Origin of the sequence: Hyphomonas neptunium ATCC 15444 (assembly GCF_000013025.1) — a bacterium.
Classification (GTDB): Bacteria; Pseudomonadota; Alphaproteobacteria; order Caulobacterales; family Hyphomonadaceae; genus Hyphomonas; species Hyphomonas neptunia.
The window spans coordinates 1,992,932-2,009,206 of the sequence record NC_008358.1 but is presented as its reverse complement, the minus strand read 5'-3'; the positions used below and the strand labels follow the sequence as shown (position 1 = coordinate 2,009,206).

At 61.1% G+C, this 16,275-nt stretch carries 19 protein-coding genes; 14 read left to right on the top strand and 5 right to left on the bottom strand.

Going from position 1 to position 16,275, the window contains the following annotated elements; translation table 11 throughout:
• The first annotated feature begins 92 nt into the window (after positions 1 to 92).
• Positions 93 to 1,226 (top strand): FAD-dependent oxidoreductase, encoded by a 1,134-nt coding sequence (locus HNE_RS09600; protein WP_011646941.1) that lies wholly within the window; start codon positions 93 to 95, stop codon positions 1,224 to 1,226.
• A gap of 114 nt (positions 1,227 to 1,340) precedes the next feature.
• The gene (locus tag HNE_RS18000; RefSeq protein WP_011646940.1) at positions 1,341 to 2,012 is read left to right on the top strand and encodes a hypothetical protein; all 672 of its coding nucleotides are present in this window, start codon (positions 1,341 to 1,343) and stop codon (positions 2,010 to 2,012) included.
• Positions 2,013 to 2,039: 27 nt separating this feature from the next.
• Here the strand turns inward: HNE_RS18000 and HNE_RS09590 are convergent, their stop codons facing one another.
• Together HNE_RS09590 and purQ are read right to left on the bottom strand one after the other, a co-directional pair.
• Positions 2,040 to 3,053, bottom strand: coding sequence for an adenosine deaminase (locus HNE_RS09590; protein ID WP_011646939.1), 1,014 nt, complete (start codon positions 3,051 to 3,053; stop codon positions 2,040 to 2,042).
• Positions 3,050 to 3,718, bottom strand: a complete 669-nt coding sequence (purQ, locus tag HNE_RS09585) for a phosphoribosylformylglycinamidine synthase subunit PurQ (protein ID WP_011646938.1) — start codon at positions 3,716 to 3,718, stop codon at positions 3,050 to 3,052. Before purQ ends, HNE_RS09590 begins: the two co-directional genes overlap by 4 nt.
• Before the next feature lie 162 nt (positions 3,719 to 3,880).
• Between purQ and HNE_RS18380 the strand changes: the two genes are divergently transcribed.
• Positions 3,881 to 4,033, top strand: a complete 153-nt coding sequence (locus HNE_RS18380) for an entericidin A/B family lipoprotein (RefSeq protein WP_083759065.1) — start codon at positions 3,881 to 3,883, stop codon at positions 4,031 to 4,033.
• Between the two features lie 42 nt (positions 4,034 to 4,075).
• On the opposite strand, the gene HNE_RS09580 is transcribed toward HNE_RS18380, so the two are convergent.
• Positions 4,076 to 4,417, bottom strand: coding sequence for a DMT family protein (locus HNE_RS09580; protein ID WP_011646937.1), 342 nt, complete (start codon positions 4,415 to 4,417; stop codon positions 4,076 to 4,078).
• 25 nt (positions 4,418 to 4,442) lie between these two features.
• Positions 4,443 to 5,219: an exodeoxyribonuclease III gene (locus HNE_RS09575; protein ID WP_011646936.1), complete on the bottom strand. Its 777-nt coding sequence runs from the start codon at positions 5,217 to 5,219 to the stop codon at positions 4,443 to 4,445.
• A gap of 83 nt (positions 5,220 to 5,302) precedes the next feature.
• Between HNE_RS09575 and tatA the strand changes: the two genes are divergently transcribed.
• From tatA to secF, 10 genes are all read left to right on the top strand, one after another.
• Positions 5,303 to 5,515 carry a twin-arginine translocase TatA/TatE family subunit gene (tatA, locus tag HNE_RS09570; protein WP_011646935.1) on the top strand — a complete coding sequence of 71 codons (213 nt, stop codon included), beginning with the start codon at positions 5,303 to 5,305 and terminating at the stop codon, positions 5,513 to 5,515.
• Positions 5,516 to 5,540: 25 nt separating this feature from the next.
• Positions 5,541 to 5,963 (top strand): Sec-independent protein translocase protein TatB, encoded by a 423-nt coding sequence (gene tatB, locus HNE_RS18950; RefSeq protein WP_011646934.1) that lies wholly within the window; start codon positions 5,541 to 5,543, stop codon positions 5,961 to 5,963.
• A complete protein-coding gene (tatC, locus tag HNE_RS09560; protein WP_011646933.1) occupies positions 5,960 to 6,787 on the top strand; it encodes a twin-arginine translocase subunit TatC in 828 nt (275 codons plus the stop codon). Before tatB ends, tatC begins: the two co-directional genes overlap by 4 nt.
• A 97-nt stretch (positions 6,788 to 6,884) precedes the next feature.
• Entirely contained in the window at positions 6,885 to 8,054 is a 1,170-nt protein-coding gene (locus HNE_RS09555; RefSeq protein ID WP_035591152.1) for an NYN domain-containing protein, read from the top strand.
• 74 nt (positions 8,055 to 8,128) lie between these two features.
• Positions 8,129 to 9,427 carry a serine--tRNA ligase gene (gene serS, locus HNE_RS09550; protein WP_011646931.1) on the top strand — a complete coding sequence of 433 codons (1,299 nt, stop codon included), beginning with the start codon at positions 8,129 to 8,131 and terminating at the stop codon, positions 9,425 to 9,427.
• A 39-nt stretch (positions 9,428 to 9,466) separates the two neighbouring features.
• On the top strand, positions 9,467 to 10,228 hold the full coding sequence (surE, locus tag HNE_RS09545; protein ID WP_011646930.1) for a 5'/3'-nucleotidase SurE: 762 nt from the start codon (positions 9,467 to 9,469) through the stop codon (positions 10,226 to 10,228).
• Entirely contained in the window at positions 10,216 to 10,875 is a 660-nt protein-coding gene (locus tag HNE_RS09540) for a protein-L-isoaspartate O-methyltransferase family protein (protein WP_011646929.1), read from the top strand. The genes surE and HNE_RS09540 overlap by 13 nt, the downstream gene beginning before the upstream one ends.
• Positions 10,876 to 10,980: 105 nt before the next feature.
• A complete protein-coding gene (yajC, locus tag HNE_RS09535) occupies positions 10,981 to 11,355 on the top strand; it encodes a preprotein translocase subunit YajC (RefSeq protein ID WP_011646928.1) in 375 nt (124 codons plus the stop codon).
• Between the two features lie 36 nt (positions 11,356 to 11,391).
• Positions 11,392 to 12,999 (top strand): protein translocase subunit SecD, encoded by a 1,608-nt coding sequence (gene secD / locus HNE_RS09530; protein ID WP_011646927.1) that lies wholly within the window; start codon positions 11,392 to 11,394, stop codon positions 12,997 to 12,999.
• Positions 13,000 to 13,017: 18 nt separating this feature from the next.
• Entirely contained in the window at positions 13,018 to 14,007 is a 990-nt protein-coding gene (gene secF / locus HNE_RS09525) for a protein translocase subunit SecF (RefSeq protein ID WP_011646926.1), read from the top strand.
• A gap of 81 nt (positions 14,008 to 14,088) precedes the next feature.
• Here the strand turns inward: secF and ychF are convergent, their stop codons facing one another.
• Entirely contained in the window at positions 14,089 to 15,186 is a 1,098-nt protein-coding gene (gene ychF / locus HNE_RS09520) for a redox-regulated ATPase YchF (RefSeq protein ID WP_011646925.1), read from the bottom strand.
• 148 nt (positions 15,187 to 15,334) lie between these two features.
• Here ychF and HNE_RS09515 point away from each other — a divergent pair, with 148 nt between their 5' ends.
• On the top strand, positions 15,335 to 16,249 hold the full coding sequence (locus HNE_RS09515; protein WP_011646924.1) for a toll/interleukin-1 receptor domain-containing protein: 915 nt from the start codon (positions 15,335 to 15,337) through the stop codon (positions 16,247 to 16,249).
• The last annotated feature ends 26 nt before the right edge of the window (positions 16,250 to 16,275 follow it).

Here is a 16,275-nt window from a genome sequence, read left to right as displayed (position 1 = left end):
GATGCGCAAATTACCCTTGCCAGTCCTGACACCAAGGTTGGCGGGCGGCATCGGGGGCGGCTAGACAGGAGCTTCATTTGGAGTGCTGACCGATGCCTGAGCTTGCCCGCCGATCTGTTCTTCTTGGCCTCGGGGCCAGCGCGCTCACCGCCTGTGTCAGCCAGCCTGCTGCCATGGCGCCGCCACCGGCGGCACGGACCTTTCCGAAGGTGTTGTCCCAGCGCGACCGGATAACGCGGACAGTGGTTGGCCTTCGTCCCTTCCGCCCGCAGGGGTTTCGCCTGGAAGCCGAGCGGTTCGGGGACAAAACGGTCATTCACAATTACGGCCATGGCGGCTGCGGTGTGACCCTTTCATGGGGCACCTGTCAGCGCGCCGCCGTGATGGCCGGAGAGACGGGCCGGCAAGATGTGGCCATCCTGGGCGGGGGTGTCATGGGGCTGACCAGCGCGCTGATCCTCGCGCGGCGGGGCCATGATGTGACGGTTTATGCGGATGTGATGCACCCCAACACGACCTCGAACATCGCCGGCGCGCTCTGGCTGCCCTCCAGCCTGTTTGACCGCGATGTGGCGAGCGAGGAATTCCTGCGCCTCAACTGGCAGGTGACACGCGAGGCGCATCGGGGGTTTCTGCCCTATGTGAACCGGCCGGGATATGGGGTGAGCTGGGTGCGCCACTCGGAAGTATCTCCGCGCGTACGCGAGCCGCGCTGGGCACTGCCGGGGGGTGATGATCTCTATCCGGATCTGGATGTGCGCACGACCGAGACACGCTTCGGCTTTGCGTATGAGGAGCGATACAACACGCTGATGATTGATCCGGATTATTATCTCGACATGCTGATGAAGGATGGCCAGCTGGCGGGCGCCAGATTTGTGGCGCGCCGGTTTGAGAGCCTTGAGGAGGTTCTCGCCCTGCCACAGCCTGTGATCGTCAATTGCACCGGCCTGGGCGCGGCAAAACTGTTCGGGGATGAAACCCTGATGCCCATCCGGGGGCAGCTGAGCCATCTGCTGCCGCAGCCGGAGGTCGATTATTCCTACACTGCTTCAGGGCAGGGCGGCGTGCTTTACATGTTTCCCCGCAAAACAGGATTGGTCCTCGGAGGGAGCCATGGGCGGGGTGACGCGTCGATGGACATAAGCGAGGCGGAACTCACCCGGATGGTGGACGGGCACGCGGCGCTGGCGGAACGGGCGAGCTTCGTGACATTTGCAGGCTGATCGTCAGCGCGGCTGGGGAAACATGGCGTTTTCGGGGTGATTTTGCGGCGGGCGAAACCTGAGGTCCCTTGATGCGTTCGGCAATGGGAAGCCACGCATCACAGGAGCAATGTCATGAGAACCCCATTGATCGCCCTTATCCCTGCCGTGCTGATTGCCGGCGCGGCCTATGCGCAACAGGAAACGCAGCCTGCCGATCCGGCACCGGCTGAGCAGCCTGATGCCGCGACTGAAGCAGAGGCCGGAGCGGAGCCGGATGCTGAAGCTGAAAAGGCGCCGCCGCCCCCGCAAGTGCAAACGACTGAAGCGGCAGGATCGTGGACGCGCAGCACTGAAGGCGGACGTGAGACGGTTACATACACCTCCAACGAGGGCGAAACCCTGTTCTCCGCAACCTGCATGATCGCCGATACTGAATTCGGTGATCGCATTGTTCAGATCAAGGCGGCGTCGAGTGACGACACGGTCGGTGCGATCGACATTTTCACCTCGGCAGGCAACGCGCGGGTGCCCGCCGGGCCGGATGTGGCGCCTGATACCGCCGCAGGGATGACGGAAACCGTCAGCCAGCCGACCTATGTTCTGGCCTCCGGCGCGGGTGAGATGCGGATTGTTTCGGGCTCACGCGGTATCATTTTCGACACCGACCCGATGCTGAAAAGTCTGATCCGCGATTGCCAGCCTGACCATATGGCGAATCTCGAAGCCGCGCAGGCTGAAGCCCCGGATGAAGAGGCTGAGGCCGATTCAGAAGACGCGGCTGAAGAGGCCGAAACCAATAGCTGACGCAGTAAGAAAGCGGCCGTCTGTATTTCAGGCGGCCGCGTCTACTTCAGCCAGGTGACGCTGTTTGTCTGCATCGAGAAGAAAACTGGCTGTGAAGCTATTACGGGCGAGCTGGATAAGCTGACTGTCTGACAGATCAAGCGCCGCTGCGGTTTGCTCGTAATTGCGGCCGATATAGCCGCCGAAATAGGCCGGGTCGTCAGAATTGACTGTGACCAAGAGACCTTGTTCGAGCTGCGCTTTGACGGGGCTTTTTTTCAGATCATCAATGACGCAGAGCGACAGGTTCGACAGCGGGCAGTTGGTCAGCGGCACCTGCATTTCGCGGAGGATACTGACGAGTTCGGGGTCTTCCATACAGCGGTTGCCGTGGTCGATCCGGTCGACGCCGATGTCGAGCAGGGCTTCGCGAACGTAGGACGGCGGGCCTTCTTCGCCGGCATGCATGCTCAGCTTGAAGCCGATTTCGCGGCAGCGCTGATAGAGCCGCTCGAACTTCAGGGGCGGGTGGCCCATTTCTGAGGAGTCGAGGCCGACGCCGATAAACTTGTCATGCCAAGGCTCGGACTCGACCAGCAGGTCAAAGCCGTCCTCTTCCGAAAGATGGCGCAGGAAACTCATGATGAGGTAGGAAGTGATGCCGAGTTCCTGCTCACCCTTCTTGATGGCGGCGAGGATGCCGTCCGTGACCACGCCGAAGGGCACGCCCCGCTCGGTATGGGCCTGGGGATCGTAGAACATCTCCACATGGCGGACATTGTCGGCCTTGGCCCGCTGGAGATACGCCCAGGTCAGGTCGAAGAAGTCTTCCTCGGTGCGCAGCACCTGCATGCCCTGATAGTAGAGGTCGAGAAATTCCTGGAGGTTGGAGAAAGCGTAAGCCGCTTTTGCGTCTTCCAGCGTCTTGAAAGGCAGGACGATCTTGTTGCGCTCTGCCAGCGCCATCATCTGTTCTGGTTCGAAGCTGCCTTCGATGTGCAGGTGAAGTTCGGCCTTGGGCAGGCGGCGGATCAGGTCCGTCTGGCTGCCGGGCGCTTTCATGCCGCCGCCATCAGGCTTTTGAAGAGTGCCGCGCCGTCGCTGCCGCCTTCATGGTTGCCGATAGCGCGTTCCGGGTGGGGCATCATGCCGAGGACGCGGCCGTTTTCCGAGAGGATGCCGGCAATGTCGCGAGCAGCGCCGTTGGGGTTTTCGCCGCTGGCATAGCGGAAGGCCACGCGGCCTTCGCCTTCGAGACGATCAAGCATGGTGTCGTCGGCAAAGAAGTTGCCTTCGGCATGGGCGATCGGGATGACCACTTCGCTGCCGCCGGTATAGGCGCTGGTGAAGGCGGTGTTGCTGCTCTCGACCTTCAGTTTCTGCGGGCGGCAGACGAAATGGAGCGAGGCGTTACGCACCAGCGCGCCGGGCAGCAGGCCGGTCTCGGTGAGGATCTGGAAGCCGTTGCAGACGCCGAGGATATAGCCGCCGCGTTCGGCATGGGCTTTCAGCTGAGCGATGATGGGCGAATTGCCCGCCATGGCGCCGCAGCGCAGGTAATCGCCGTAGGAAAAGCCGCCGGGCACCATCACCAGGTCTGTTCCGGCAGGGATTTCCCCATCCTTGTGCCAGACCATCGCGGGCGCATTGCCGGTCAGCTTCTTCAACGCGTCATGCGCGTCACGATCACAGTTGGAGCCTGGAAAGACGATAACAGCAGATTTCATGGGCGCTCTTTAGCAAAGAGTCGGGCGGTTTGGAAACGGGAATGACGGGCGCAGCACAGTGAGGCTTTTCAGCCACATAACCCGTTGTTCGTAAAGTATATGGCTTGCCGAAAATAGAGCGGCACGCCATCTTCAACCCACCACAAACGGGAGATTCTCACCATGAAAAAAGTAGTTGCTGCTCTGCTCGCAGTTGCCGTCCTGCCGGCGCTTGCCGCCTGCAACACGATTGAAGGCGTTGGCAAAGATGTTAAGGCCGGTGGCCAGGCTGTCGAAGACACCGCTGTCGAAGTCAAAGAAGACATCACCGAGTAATGTTTCCTCAGGCGGCGGCGCGCTCTGTGCTGCCGCCTGATCTTACTTTCCCTGAAAGATGAACCAGGCGCCCAGCGCAATCAGGCCGAACCCGACTGCGTGGTTCCAGCCGAGCGGTTCCTTCAGGACCCACACCGAAAATCCGGCAAACACGATCAGGGTGATGACCTCCTGAATCGTCTTCAGCTCTGCAGCTGAATAGACCGAATTGCCCCAGCGGTTGGCGGGCACGGCGAAGATGTATTCGATGAGGGCGATGCCCCAACTGGCCAGAATGACCAGCACCAGCGGTGCGGCTTTGAACTTGAGATGACCATACCAGGCCATGGTCATGAAGAGGTTGGAGATCGACAGAAGGACAATTGGCAAAACATGCGGGGGCATGCGGGGCTCCGGAAGCTAAACGGGGTCAGTCCTCAAATATCGCGATCATCGGCACATGGTCGGAAGGTTTGTCCATCGCGCGGGCCTTGCGGTAGATTTCGATGGCGGTGAGCCGGTCGGTCATGCGGGGGCAGGCGAGGATATGGTCGATGCGGATGCCATGATCTTTCTGGAAGGCGCCGCCCTGATAATCCCAGAACGTGTATTGATGGGCGCGCCCATCACAGACCTCGAAGGCATCGGTGAGGCCGAGATGCTTGAGCTGGCGCCAGGCGGCGCGTGTTTCGGGCAGGCCGAGGGCGTCGGTGTTCCAGACCGTATCGTCCCAGCAATCTTCCGGCGCAGGGATGGCGTTGTAATCGCCGCAAAGTACGAAAGGCTCCTCGGCCTTGAGCAGACTGCGGGCGTGGTCTTCCAGCGCGGCGACCCATTCGAGCTTGTAGTCATATTTCGGGCCGGGCGCCGGGTTGCCGTTGGGCAGATAGAGACCGCCGACGCGGACCGGCTTGTCGGTCAGCACGGTGGCCTCGATGTAGCGGGCCTGATCGTCCTTCAGGGTGGACATCTCCCGCGTGACATCCTGCAAGGGGAATTTCGAGAGCAGGGCGACGCCGTTATAGCTTTTCTGGCCGTGAACCGCGCAGTTCCAGCCCAGCTCCTCTATTTCGAGATAGGGAAAGGCGTCTGTCTCGCACTTCAGTTCCTGCAGGCAGACAACATCTGCATTAATATCGGTCAGCACCTGCAGAACAGTCTGCAGGCGGGCCTTCATCGAATTGACATTCCAGGTCGCTATACGCATGCGGTAACCTCTTAAGCAGCTTCGTCCCATTGTTCCAGCAGCAGTCGGGCTCTATATTCACCCAAACCTGAGGAGTCGCGTTCATGGCGCCAAGCTGGATTCAATTGCTGATCGTGGTGGTCGTTGCCCTGCTGTTGTTTGGCGGGCGCGGGCGCATTTCCTCGATCATGGGCGACATGGCCAAGGGTATCGGTGCTTTCCGCAAGGGCCTCAAGGATGAGGAAACCAAGCCGGTGGCCAAAGAAGACCTCATGGACATCACGCCCAAGAAGGACGAGTCGAAGACTTCGTCCTGATGACTGACGCGGAGGGCGCATAGCCATGCTGCCCGGCATCGGGTTTTCCGAATTATTGCTGATTGGTCTTGCGGCCCTCATCATCATTGGTCCCAAGGATCTGCCGATGATGATGCGCACGCTGGGCCAGCTTATGGGCAAAGGCCGCCGTATGGCGCGCGAGTTTCAGGCGGCGTTCGACGACATCGCGCGCCAGAGCGAGCTGGACGAGCTGAAGAAGGAAATTCAGGACCTGCGCCAGTCCAACACCTTCAAGTCGGCGCAGGATGATCTGGCGGCCTATGAGGCGGATGTGAATTCGGCGGTGATGCGGGAGCATCCTGTTTCGCCCCCGCCGCCAGCTACTCCGCCAGCCCCTCCGGCGGAGCTGCCCCCTGAGGCTGCCCCGCATGCTGACAGCCAGAATGCGCCGCCGGAAGCTGATCCGGCAAAGGGCGACCGGACATGAACCAGTTGCCGCCAAAAGATGAGCAGCCAGAAATTCTGGATGATGAGGTGGAGTCGAGCCGCGCGCCGTTGCTGACCCATCTGATCGAGCTGCGCGGGCGGCTGATCAAGATTCTGCTGGCGCTGGGCACGGCGACCATCTTTGCGTTCTTCTTCGCCGATCAGATTTACAACCTGCTGGTCGCGCCCTTTGCCTCGATGGCGGAAGATGTACGTGGCTCGAAGCTGGAATTCATCTTCACCGCGCCGATGGAATTTTTCTTCGCCAAGCTGAAGCTTGCGCTGTTTGCGGGCGTCTTCCTCGCATTCCCCGTTATTGCCTGGCAGGTCTATGCCTTCGTCGCGCCGGGGCTCTATAAAAACGAGCGGGGCGCGTTCTGGCCCTACCTGGTGTTCGCGCCTCTGTTGTTCTCACTGGGAGCGGCGTTCGTCTATTTCATAATGCTGCCGATGCTGGCGCGCTTCACCATTTCGATGGAGCAGGTCGACGCGGCGCAGACGACGATCAAGATGATGCCGCGGGTGAGCGATTACCTGGCGCTGGTGATGTCGCTGATGCTGGCCTTTGGCATTTCGTTCCAGCTGCCGGTGATCCTCACATTGCTGGCCAAGATCGGGATCGTGACGTCCGAAGGCCTGGGCAAGGGGCGCAAATATGCCATCGTTGGCATCCTGGCTTTTGCTGCGGTGTTCACGCCGCCGGATGCAATTTCACAGCTTCTTCTCGCGGTGCCGGTCTACTGTCTCTACGAGATTTCGATCTTTTGCGTGCGCCTGATCGAGAAGAAAGCCGAGAAGGAAGAGGCCGCTACGGCCGCAGAGTGATTTTCCCTGCAGCCGCGGCGTTGCCTTTTGCGGTGAGGTGTTGAACTTAGGCGACGGATAGAAACCCAACGTCTCCCGAGAAACGAGGAGCCTCTTAGTGTCGCGCGTTAAAAGCGTCCTGCTCGTCGATTTCGACAACATCTATGGCGCGACCAGTGAAGAGGTTGTCAGCGGGCTGTCCAATTGGCTGCTCTGGCTGGAGGATGGTGCGTTCTCCGTAAAGAACCGCCGCCGCCGGTTCATCGACAAGCGCGTCTACTGGAATCTCCAATTCGACAAATACCGCCCGGAGTTTGAGCGGGCAGGGTTCTCCGCCTTCAACTGCCGCGCGCTGGCCAAGCGCAAGATCAGTGCGGGCAAGAGCTCGGCTGACATCGTGCTGACGATGGATGCCATCGAAATTGCGCTGGTGAACGAGGATGTCGAGGAGGTCGTGATCCTGACGACCGACTCCGATTTTGTCCCCGTTGTGAACCGGGTGCAGGCAGGGGAGCTGCGGGTAGTGACCTGCGGCAAGGAAACCGATCCGACCTATGACCTGTTCAACCAGTATGCCGACGCCGTGATGCATGTGGGCGCGCTGAAGGCGGCGTTCAACTATGAGCGCGCCAAGCGCAAATGGTATCGTTTCCGCTCGCCGCCGCCGGTGATTGCGCCGTTGACGCTCCAGAAAGAGCGCCGCTCGGCCCTGATGGGGCGCGTGCGCTCGGCCCTGGCCACGAGCGAAACGCCCAAGGACGGGCCGCCGCCCGAAGTGATGCGCGCGGTCTCCCTCATCAAGGAAGTGGGCGAGCGGATGCCCGACCAGCCGCTTTCCAAGACGCGGATCGTGCGGGCGCTCAGCGTGATCCAGGAATTCTCGCCGACCTATCAGGCGGGCCTTCGCCCCTGGTTTGGCCACAAGAACTTTGCCGCCATGATGCGCCGCCTGTCGCAGATACAGCCCGCAATCGAAGTGACCACTGTGGGCAAGAACAAGGTGGAGACGATCTGGCGGGAGCCGGCGGAGCTGCCCCCGGCGAGGGCCAGAGCGCCGGAGCCGGAGCCAGAAGCGGAGGAGGAGCCAGAGCTGCGCCTGCTGCCGCGCGAGCGGACGCCGCTGGCGCTGTTGGCGGAGGCGGCCAAGGACGCCGATCTGCCGGAGCCGGCCGATGAGATGGAAATCGAGGCCGACTACGAGGCTCAAGACGAGGCCGAAGATGGGGCCGCCGATGAGGTAGACGAGGACGAAGATGCCGAGGCCGAGGTGGCCAACAGCCGGGCCTGACCTGTGGACAGGAGGGGGCGGCGCAGATTAGACGCTTCCCCGATACCCACTGACACCAGAGCCTGAGGCTTCCCATGTTCGACATCCGCGCCATCCGCGACAATCCCGACGCTTTCCGCAATGCCTGGAACCGGCGGAAGTCTGGATTGGGCTCCGTGGTGGACGACATTCTGAAGCTGGATGCCCAATGGCGCGAGGCGACCACCGCCAAGCAGGACGCCGAAAGCGCCCGTAATGCCAATTCCAAGCTGATCGGTCAGGCGAAGGCCAAGAAGGACGAGGCGGAAGCCGCGCGCCTGATGGCGCTTGTCGCCGAAGCGAAGACCACAATGGAACAGGCCGGTGAAGCCGAGGACAACGCCCGCAAGGCGCTGGACGATCTGCTGATGGGCCTGCCGAACCTGCCGCTGGATGAAGTGCCCGAGGGCAGTGACGAGCATGGCAATGTTGAGCAGCACACATGGGGCGAGCCGAAGCTCATCAATGATCCCAAGGACCATGCGGATCTGGGCGAAGCCCTGAAAGGGCAGGGCGGCTTCCCGATGATGGACTTTGAAGCCGCCGCCCGGATGAGCGGCGCGCGCTTTGTGGCCCTACGCGGCAAGCTCACCCGGCTGGAGCGGGCGCTGGCGAACTTCATGCTTGACCTTCAGACAACGGAGCATGGGTATGAGGAGATGAGCGTGCCGGTGCTGGTGCGCGATCAGGCGCTCTATGGCACGGGGCAGTTGCCGAAGTTCGCGGAGGATTTGTTTCGCACGACTGTAGATCATTGGCTTACACCAACCGCAGAAGTTTCTCTAACAAATCTCGTCCGTGAACAGATCCTAGATGCGGCACAACTCCCCCTCCGCTTCACCGCCCACACGCCCTGCTTCCGCTCCGAAGCGGGCAGTGCGGGGCGCGATACCAAGGGCATGATCCGCCAGCACCAGTTCAACAAGGTGGAGCTGGTCTCCATCGTGGCGAATGAGGCAGAGGGGCTGGCTGAGCTGGAGCGGATGACCGGCTGCGCTGAAGAAGTGCTCAAACGCCTGGAACTGCCCTTCCGCCGCATGCTGCTCTGCACCGGCGATATGGGCGCTGGCGCGCGCAAGACCTATGATCTTGAAGTCTGGCTGCCCTCGCAGAACACCTATCGCGAGATTTCGTCCTGCTCCTATTGCGGCGACTTCCAGGCCCGCCGCATGGATGCGCGCTATCGGCCCGAACCCAAGGCCAAGCCCGAATATGTTCACACGCTGAACGGTTCGGGCCTCGCGGTGGGCCGCACGCTGGTGGCGGTACTTGAAAATTATCAGAATGCGGACGGATCGATCACTGTGCCCAAGGCGCTGGTGCCCTATATGGGCGGGGTTGAGGTTATAAACTAAGTCCCTTCTTCCTTGGGGAGGGGGAACGAAAGGACGGATATGAGAATTCTCCTGACCAATGATGACGGCATCAACGCCCCCGGCCTCTCCGTGCTGGAGGAGATTGCCAAGGAAATTTCTGACGACATCTGGATTGCCGCGCCTGAAGAGGAACAGTCCGGCAAGGGCCGCGCGATTTCGCTGACCCATCCGGTGCGGGTGCGCAAGGTGGGCGCGAAGGCGTGGGCCGTTTCGGGCACGCCGTCGGACGCGGTGCTGCTGGCCACGCGCGACCTGATGCCGGATATGCCCGACCTGGTGCTGTCGGGCGTCAATCGCGGCCAGAATATTGCCGAGGATACGAGCTTTTCCGGCACCATCGCGGCGGCCATGTTCGGCATGCAGCTGGGCGTGCCCTCCATCGCGCTCAGCCAGGCGCAGAATTTCCGCGAGCGCGGGTCGCTGTCCTGGGAGACCTCGAAAGCCTGGGGCGCCAAGGCGATCCGGCCGCTGCTGGAGATGCGCTGGCCCAAAGACGTTGTGATGAACGTCAACTTTCCGGATGTGGAGCCCGGCGATGTACGCGGTATTCAGATCACCCGGCAGGGTTTCCGCGATGAGGCGATTATCCACACCGACCGGCGCGAAGACCTGCGCGGAAACGATTATTACTGGATCGGCTATCGCGGGAAGCTGTCCAAGCCCGACGAAGGCACTGACATCCGGGCAATCTATGACGGCTACGTCTCGATCTCCCCGCTGCATGTGGACTTGACGCATGAGCCGTTCCTGAAAACGCTGAAGGAGTCATGGCAGAGCTGATCGCTGATCCCTTCCGCGCCGCGCGGCTGCTGCTCTCGCTGAGGCAGGAGGGGGTGACTGATCCCAGCGTTCTGGCGGCCATGGAAACGATCGGCCGGGCGGCGTTTGTGGACGATGCCGGGCTTGAGGCGCTTTCCTTCGAAGATTCGATCATCCCGATACCTTGTGGCCAGGTGATGTTGCGCCCCTCGGCGACGGGGCATCTGATCCAGGCCATGGGATTGAAGCGCGGCCAGGAAGGGCGCGTGCTGCTGATCGGTTTTGGTTCGGGCTATATGGCGGCGCTGCTCTCCCAGCTTGCCGCGCATGTGTTTGCGGTCGAGCGCTTTGCCCGTCTGACGGAAGAGGGGCGGGTCCGGCTCGCGCGGCTTGGCGTGGAGAATGTGACGCTGTCCCATCGTGATGGCCTGCATGGATGGGCCGAGCAGGGCCCATTTGACGCGATCGTGCTGGCGGGCGCCGTTCCCGCCGTCCCGGAAGGGCTGACCGCGCAGTTGACGCGGGGCGGGGTGCTGGTGGCCCCCATCAATGAGGGGGCTGGGCAGGCGAATCTTTTGCGCGTGACTGCCTCGGGAAGCGAGCTGGACAGACGGCCGCTGTTTCAATGGGTGCCGCCGCTTATCGAGGGACGCGCGCAAGTGCTTTGATTGCAGGGGGAATCGCCTGCAGGGGTAGTTTGCCAAGGCGCAGCCGCGCCGCTATACGCCTCAAGTTCCCTGTTACCGCCGCAGAATTTTCTGGAGAATGCCGACATGTCCGCCCGTTTTCTGACACTTGCCCTCATCTCCACGGCGATGGCCCTGCCGGCCGCAGCGCAGGCTGCGCCGGCTGCTGCGCCTGGCGGCGGCCTCATGATGCAGCTGGTGATGTTCCTCCCGCTCATCCTGATCTTCTACTTCCTTCTGATCCGCCCGCAGCAGCAGCGCGCCAAGAAGCACACCGCCATGATCAGCGCCATCAAGCGCGGCGACACGGTCGTCACCTCGGGCGGCCTGATCGGCAAGGTGAACAAGGTCAGCGACACAGAGATCTCTGTTGATCTTGCTGAAAACGTTCGCGTTCGCGTCATCAAGTCGATGGTGATCGAAGTTCGCAACAAGGCTGAACCGGTTCCAGCGAACGACTGACCTTCTGGCCCTCGGCCAAAGCTATAGGAAAGCGCAATGCTTCAGTTCCCTGCGTGGAAAGTACTGCTTGTATTAGGGGTGCTCGTGTGGGGCGTCGTGATGGCGCTCCCGAATGCCGTGAATATGTCGAATGCGCCGGGCTTCATGCCCAAACAGGCGGTTAACCTCGGCCTGGATTTGCGCGGCGGCGTGTACCTCGAAATGGAAATCCCGCCTGCGGAAGTCATCAGCAGCCGTCTCAGCGTGTTTGCGCGGGATGTGCGCTCGGCCTTTGCCCGCACCGCGGACCGCGAGCCGATCTATTTCCAGCCGGAACTGCGCGGCCGCACCATGCTGATCAAGCTCAGCCGGCCCGATGCTGATGGCAACTATCCGGTCGAGGAAGCCTTGCGGCGGCTGGACCGGATCAATGGCCCGATTGAGGGCGGCCTCGCCGGTGGCAAGACCTTCGAGATTACGCGCGCAGGGCAGGATGGTATCCTCGTATCGGTCTCGTCGGCGTCTGAATCCGCCATGCTGGAAGATGCGCTGTCCAAAACCATGACGATTGTTCGCCGGCGCGTGGACCCTGAAGGCGTCGCCGAGATTTCGCTGACCCCGTCGGGCAACAACCGGATCGTTCTTGAAGCGCCGGGCGAGCCTGATCCAGAACGGCTGAAGACCCTGCTGAGCCGCGATGGGCGCATGACGTTCAATCTGGTCGAATCCAGCCCGGCAGAGATCGCTTCGGCGCAGGCGGGCATCGTCAAGCCGGGGTATCGCCTGCTGGAAGGGCCGGAGACAGGCCCGCTGCTGGTCCGGGAAATCCCGGAAGTCGTCGGCTCTGATATCGCAACGGCCAGCCAGGGGAATGACGAGGCCAATCGCCCGCAGATCAATTTCCGTCTCAACGCCAATGGTGCGCGCAAATTTTACGAAACGACGCGCAACAATTCCGGCCAGCTGTTTGCCATCGTTCTGGATGACGTGATCATGTCCGCGCCGCGGATCAACGAGCCCATTCCCGGCGGGAGCGTTCGGATTACCGGCACCTTCACGATGACCGAAGCGCAGGATCTGGCAGCGATCATTGCCGCCGGTGAGATGCCCGCGAAGGTACAGTTTCTCGATCAGCGCGTTGTCTCGTCCACGCTGGGCGAGGACTCCATCGAATCCGGATACCGCGCCGCGATCGTGGGGTTGGCGCTCGTGGCGTTCTTCATGATCCTTGCATATGGTCTGCAGGGCATTTTTGCCGTCTTCTCACTGGTCGCCAACATCGTCCTCATCTTCGCCGCGCTCTCTCTGCTCGGGGCGACGCTGACCCTCCCCGGCATTGCCGGCATCATCCTGACCATCGGTATGGCGGTGGATGCGAACGTGCTCGTGTTCGAGCGGATACGTGAAGAACAGCAGAATGGCCGGTCGGTCTGGACGGCTGTGCAGGCGGGTTATGAGCGGGCGCTGATCACCATTCTTGACGCCAACATCACGACATTGTTTGCCGCTGTGATCCTTTATTCGCTTGGGTCTGGTCCGGTGAAAGGCTTTGCCGTGACGCTGGCACTGGGGATCATCACGTCAGTGTTCACCGCCTTTGTGTTCACCCGGATGCTGACGATCTTCTGGATGAAGACCTTCAAGACCAAACGCTTCGCTATCTAGGCCGTTGAGGACAGACACATGCTGATCAAATACTGGCCAACTGAAACCAAAATTCCCTTCATGCGGTATCGCTATGTCGGGGTGGTGCTGTCCGTGATCATGATGGTGGCTTCGGTCTATCTCGTCATGACACGGGGGCTGAACCTCGGCGTCGACTTTGCCGGCGGTTCGGTGGTCGAACTGCGTCAGACCGACAGCGTGACGGTTGCTGATGTCCGCGACCGGATACCCGGCGGCCTGACGGTGAACTCGGCGACGGACAGCAATGGCGCCGAACTGGTGGTCATCCGGTTCGGTGAGGTCGATGCATCCCTCCTGGGGCCGGAATTCGCCGAGCTGACAGATGAGGAAAAGGCAGATCGCGCATCGGCGGCCTCCAACACCTTCGTTGTGAACACGCTCAAGCAGGAGTTTGGGCTGACCGACCAGGACATCCTCCGGAACGATTCAGTTGGTCCCAAAGTGTCGGGCGAACTTTTCCGTGAGGGTCTGATCGCGCTGGGCGTGGCGACCATCATGATGTTCCTCTACATCGCCTTCCGGTACAGCTGGTCGTATGCTGTCGGCGGTATTGCGGCGCTCATCCATGACGCGATCGGAACGATCGGACTGTTCTCGCTGCTGCAGATCCAGTTCGATCTGACGACGATCGCCGCTCTGTTGACGATCATCGGCTATTCGGTCAACGACTCGGTTGTCGTGTTCGACCGGATCCGCGAGATCCGCCGGAAATATAAACAGATGCCGGCGACCGAAGTTATCGACATTGCAACCAACCAGACCCTTTCGCGCACCTTCCTGACAGGCGGCACGACGCTGATCGCGATCCTGGCGATTGCGATCTTTGGTGGCCCGGTGCTTCAGGGCATGAGCGTCGCCATGATCTGGGGCATTATCATCGGCACGTATTCGTCGATCTACTTCGCAGCGGCCATCGTTCTGATGCTCGGCGTCGACATCAATCGCAAGCCGGTGGAAGATACGCCGGGCTTTGAGGCAATGCCGTAACGCGGACGCATTAACTGGTGCACAAGAAAAAAGCCGGACCTCATCGAGGCCCGGCCTTTTTCTTTGGAAAGCGTTCCTGCTTCAGACGTTGAAGCGGAACAGCATCACATCGCCGTCCTGAACAATGTATTCCTTGCCTTCCGAGCGCATCTTGCCGGCTTCCTTGGCGCCCACTTCGCCGCCACAGGCGACATAGTCTTCAAAGGCGATGGTTTCGGCGCGGATGAAACCTTTCTCGAAATCACCATGGATCACACCGGCAGCCTTTGGCGCCGTCCAGCCCTTCCGGATGGTCCACGCGCGGCTTTCTTTCGGCCCGGCGGTGAAATAGGTCTGCAGGCCAAGCAGCTCATAGCCGGTGCGGATGAGGCGCGTGAGGCCAGGCTCTTCCAGGCCAAGGGTTTCAAGGAATTCCTTGCCCTCTGCTTCGTCCAGCATGGCCAGTTCGGACTCGATCTGCGCCGAGATGACGACGGCCAGAGCGCCTTCCTTCTTGGCGCGCTCTTCAACAAGCTTCGAGAAGGCATTGCCCGTCGCCGCGCTTGCCTCGTCCACATTGGCGACAAACAGGATCGGCTTTGCCGTGAGGAGCTGGAGCATGTTCCAGGCTTTGACGTCGTCGGCCGGCACTTTCGCATAGCGGGCAGGGCGGCCTTCACGCAGCTCGTTCAGCGCCAGATCCATCAGGGCGACCTGTGCCTTGGCTTCCTTGTCACCCGTGTTGGCGCGCTTGACGATGTTGGCCTTGCGCTTCTCGAGGCTCTCGAGGTCGGCCAGCATCAGTTCGGTCTCGACGATCTCGAAGTCTGCGATGGGGTCCACCTTGCCGCGGACATGGGTGATGTCGTCATTCTCGAAACAGCGCAGGACGTAGATCACGGCGTCCGTCTCGCGGATGTTGGCGAGGAATTTGTTGCCGAGGCCCTCGCCCTGGCTGGCGCCTTCGACCAGGCCGGCAATGTCGACGAAGTTCATGCGGGCGGGAATGATTTCCTTCGACCCGGCCACGGCGGCCAGCTTGGTCAGCCGGGCTTCCGGGACTGCCACTTCTCCAACGTTCGGCTCAATGGTACAGAACGGATAATTGGCGGCCTGAGCGGCTGCTGTCTGCGTCAGAGCATTGAAAAGGGTGGACTTGCCGACATTCGGCAGGCCAACGATACCGCATTTGAAGCCCATGGGGCGAATACCTCTAAAATTCCTGAAAGGGCGCCTTAGCCGCTTTCGCAGCTGAAAAACAGGCACAAAAATCGCTAGGATGCAGCGGGACTGGCGTTCAGGCGTTGTGTAGTATCGTCAGGATGAGCCGTATGCGAGGTAGAGTGCGATGAGTTATGATGTCTTTCTGGTTTCTGCTGTAGCAGACCGGGACATTGCCAAGCTGGTGGTGCGCCGGTTGCGGTCGCTGAAATTCCGCGTGGCGTTCAATCAGAGCCAGGTCGATGAGACTTTCGACCCCAAAGATGCCCGAGATGCCACCAATTCACAGTCCGTTCTGGTCTTGTGGTCTGAAAATGCTGTGAAAAGTGATTGGGTGCGGGCCGCTGCGTCGGTTGGCAATTCCCGTCCCGGCACACTGATTCAGGCGGCGATCGATAAAACGATCCCCTATGAGCCCTTCCGGCAGGAGAAGCGCTACTCGATCGAGGGCATGACTTCGCGCAAGACGCCGGATGGATTTTTCCAGTTAATTGAAGAACTTGGCCGCCGGGATGGCCGCGCTGACCTGCGCGCCTGGATGAATTTCGGGTCCAAGGATGATGACAAGCGGGCAGACTGGGTTGCGGCCCACCCGAATGACCCGATCTCTGTGGATGCGCGCAAAAAACGTGAGAAAGATCTAGGTATTAAGCCGGCACCTGCCCGCGACGCCATCGGCGCTGCGGCACTGGCGGCGGCCTCGCTCAAGACGAATGGCACCAAGAGCCCTGCGCCTCAGTCCATGGCTATTCCCGTGGCGACAGCCCAGCCCAATCCGCTCGTTGAGCTGGGGGCAGGCTGGGGCGCGATTGCGGCTGTCTCTGCAGCGATTGTGGGGATGCTGGTGATGGCCTGGGTGTTCCGGTCTGATGCGTCGCCCGAGATGGCGGCGTCGGCCCATTCCATTGCCAATGCGCGGGTGGCGACGGTGACTTGCCCGGCCGGGACAGTGCCGAGATCGCTTCTGCATGTGTTGGAAACCGGGCCGATCGTGGACGATACCCAGCCCCAGATCATCGACGACACAAGCCCGCCAGAGTGAGCCAAATCCGGGTCACGGGGCGGACA

Bases quoted from the DNA above. Each gene is read 5' to 3' on its own strand.
- HNE_RS18000 (WP_011646940.1), top strand. From the start codon at position 1,341: ATGAGAACCCCATTGATCGCCCTTATCCCTGCCGTGCTGATTGCCGGC.
- tatB (WP_011646934.1), top strand. From the start codon at position 5,541: ATGCTGCCCGGCATCGGGTTTTCCGAATTATTGCTGATTGGTCTTGCG.
- purQ (WP_011646938.1), bottom strand. From the start codon at position 3,718: ATGAAATCTGCTGTTATCGTCTTTCCAGGCTCCAACTGTGATCGTGAC.
- surE (WP_011646930.1), top strand. From the start codon at position 9,467: ATGAGAATTCTCCTGACCAATGATGACGGCATCAACGCCCCCGGCCTC.
- HNE_RS09600 (WP_011646941.1), top strand. From the start codon at position 93: ATGCCTGAGCTTGCCCGCCGATCTGTTCTTCTTGGCCTCGGGGCCAGC.
- ychF (WP_011646925.1), bottom strand. From the start codon at position 15,186: ATGGGCTTCAAATGCGGTATCGTTGGCCTGCCGAATGTCGGCAAGTCC.
- yajC (WP_011646928.1), top strand. From the start codon at position 10,981: ATGTCCGCCCGTTTTCTGACACTTGCCCTCATCTCCACGGCGATGGCC.
- tatA (WP_011646935.1), top strand. From the start codon at position 5,303: ATGGCGCCAAGCTGGATTCAATTGCTGATCGTGGTGGTCGTTGCCCTG.
- secD (WP_011646927.1), top strand. From the start codon at position 11,392: ATGCTTCAGTTCCCTGCGTGGAAAGTACTGCTTGTATTAGGGGTGCTC.
- HNE_RS09515 (WP_011646924.1), top strand. From the start codon at position 15,335: ATGAGTTATGATGTCTTTCTGGTTTCTGCTGTAGCAGACCGGGACATT.
- tatC (WP_011646933.1), top strand. From the start codon at position 5,960: ATGAACCAGTTGCCGCCAAAAGATGAGCAGCCAGAAATTCTGGATGAT.
- HNE_RS09575 (WP_011646936.1), bottom strand. From the start codon at position 5,219: ATGCGTATAGCGACCTGGAATGTCAATTCGATGAAGGCCCGCCTGCAG.
- serS (WP_011646931.1), top strand. From the start codon at position 8,129: ATGTTCGACATCCGCGCCATCCGCGACAATCCCGACGCTTTCCGCAAT.
- HNE_RS18380 (WP_083759065.1), top strand. From the start codon at position 3,881: ATGAAAAAAGTAGTTGCTGCTCTGCTCGCAGTTGCCGTCCTGCCGGCG.
- HNE_RS09580 (WP_011646937.1), bottom strand. From the start codon at position 4,417: ATGCCCCCGCATGTTTTGCCAATTGTCCTTCTGTCGATCTCCAACCTC.
- secF (WP_011646926.1), top strand. From the start codon at position 13,018: ATGCTGATCAAATACTGGCCAACTGAAACCAAAATTCCCTTCATGCGG.
- HNE_RS09540 (WP_011646929.1), top strand. From the start codon at position 10,216: ATGGCAGAGCTGATCGCTGATCCCTTCCGCGCCGCGCGGCTGCTGCTC.
- HNE_RS09590 (WP_011646939.1), bottom strand. From the start codon at position 3,053: ATGAAAGCGCCCGGCAGCCAGACGGACCTGATCCGCCGCCTGCCCAAG.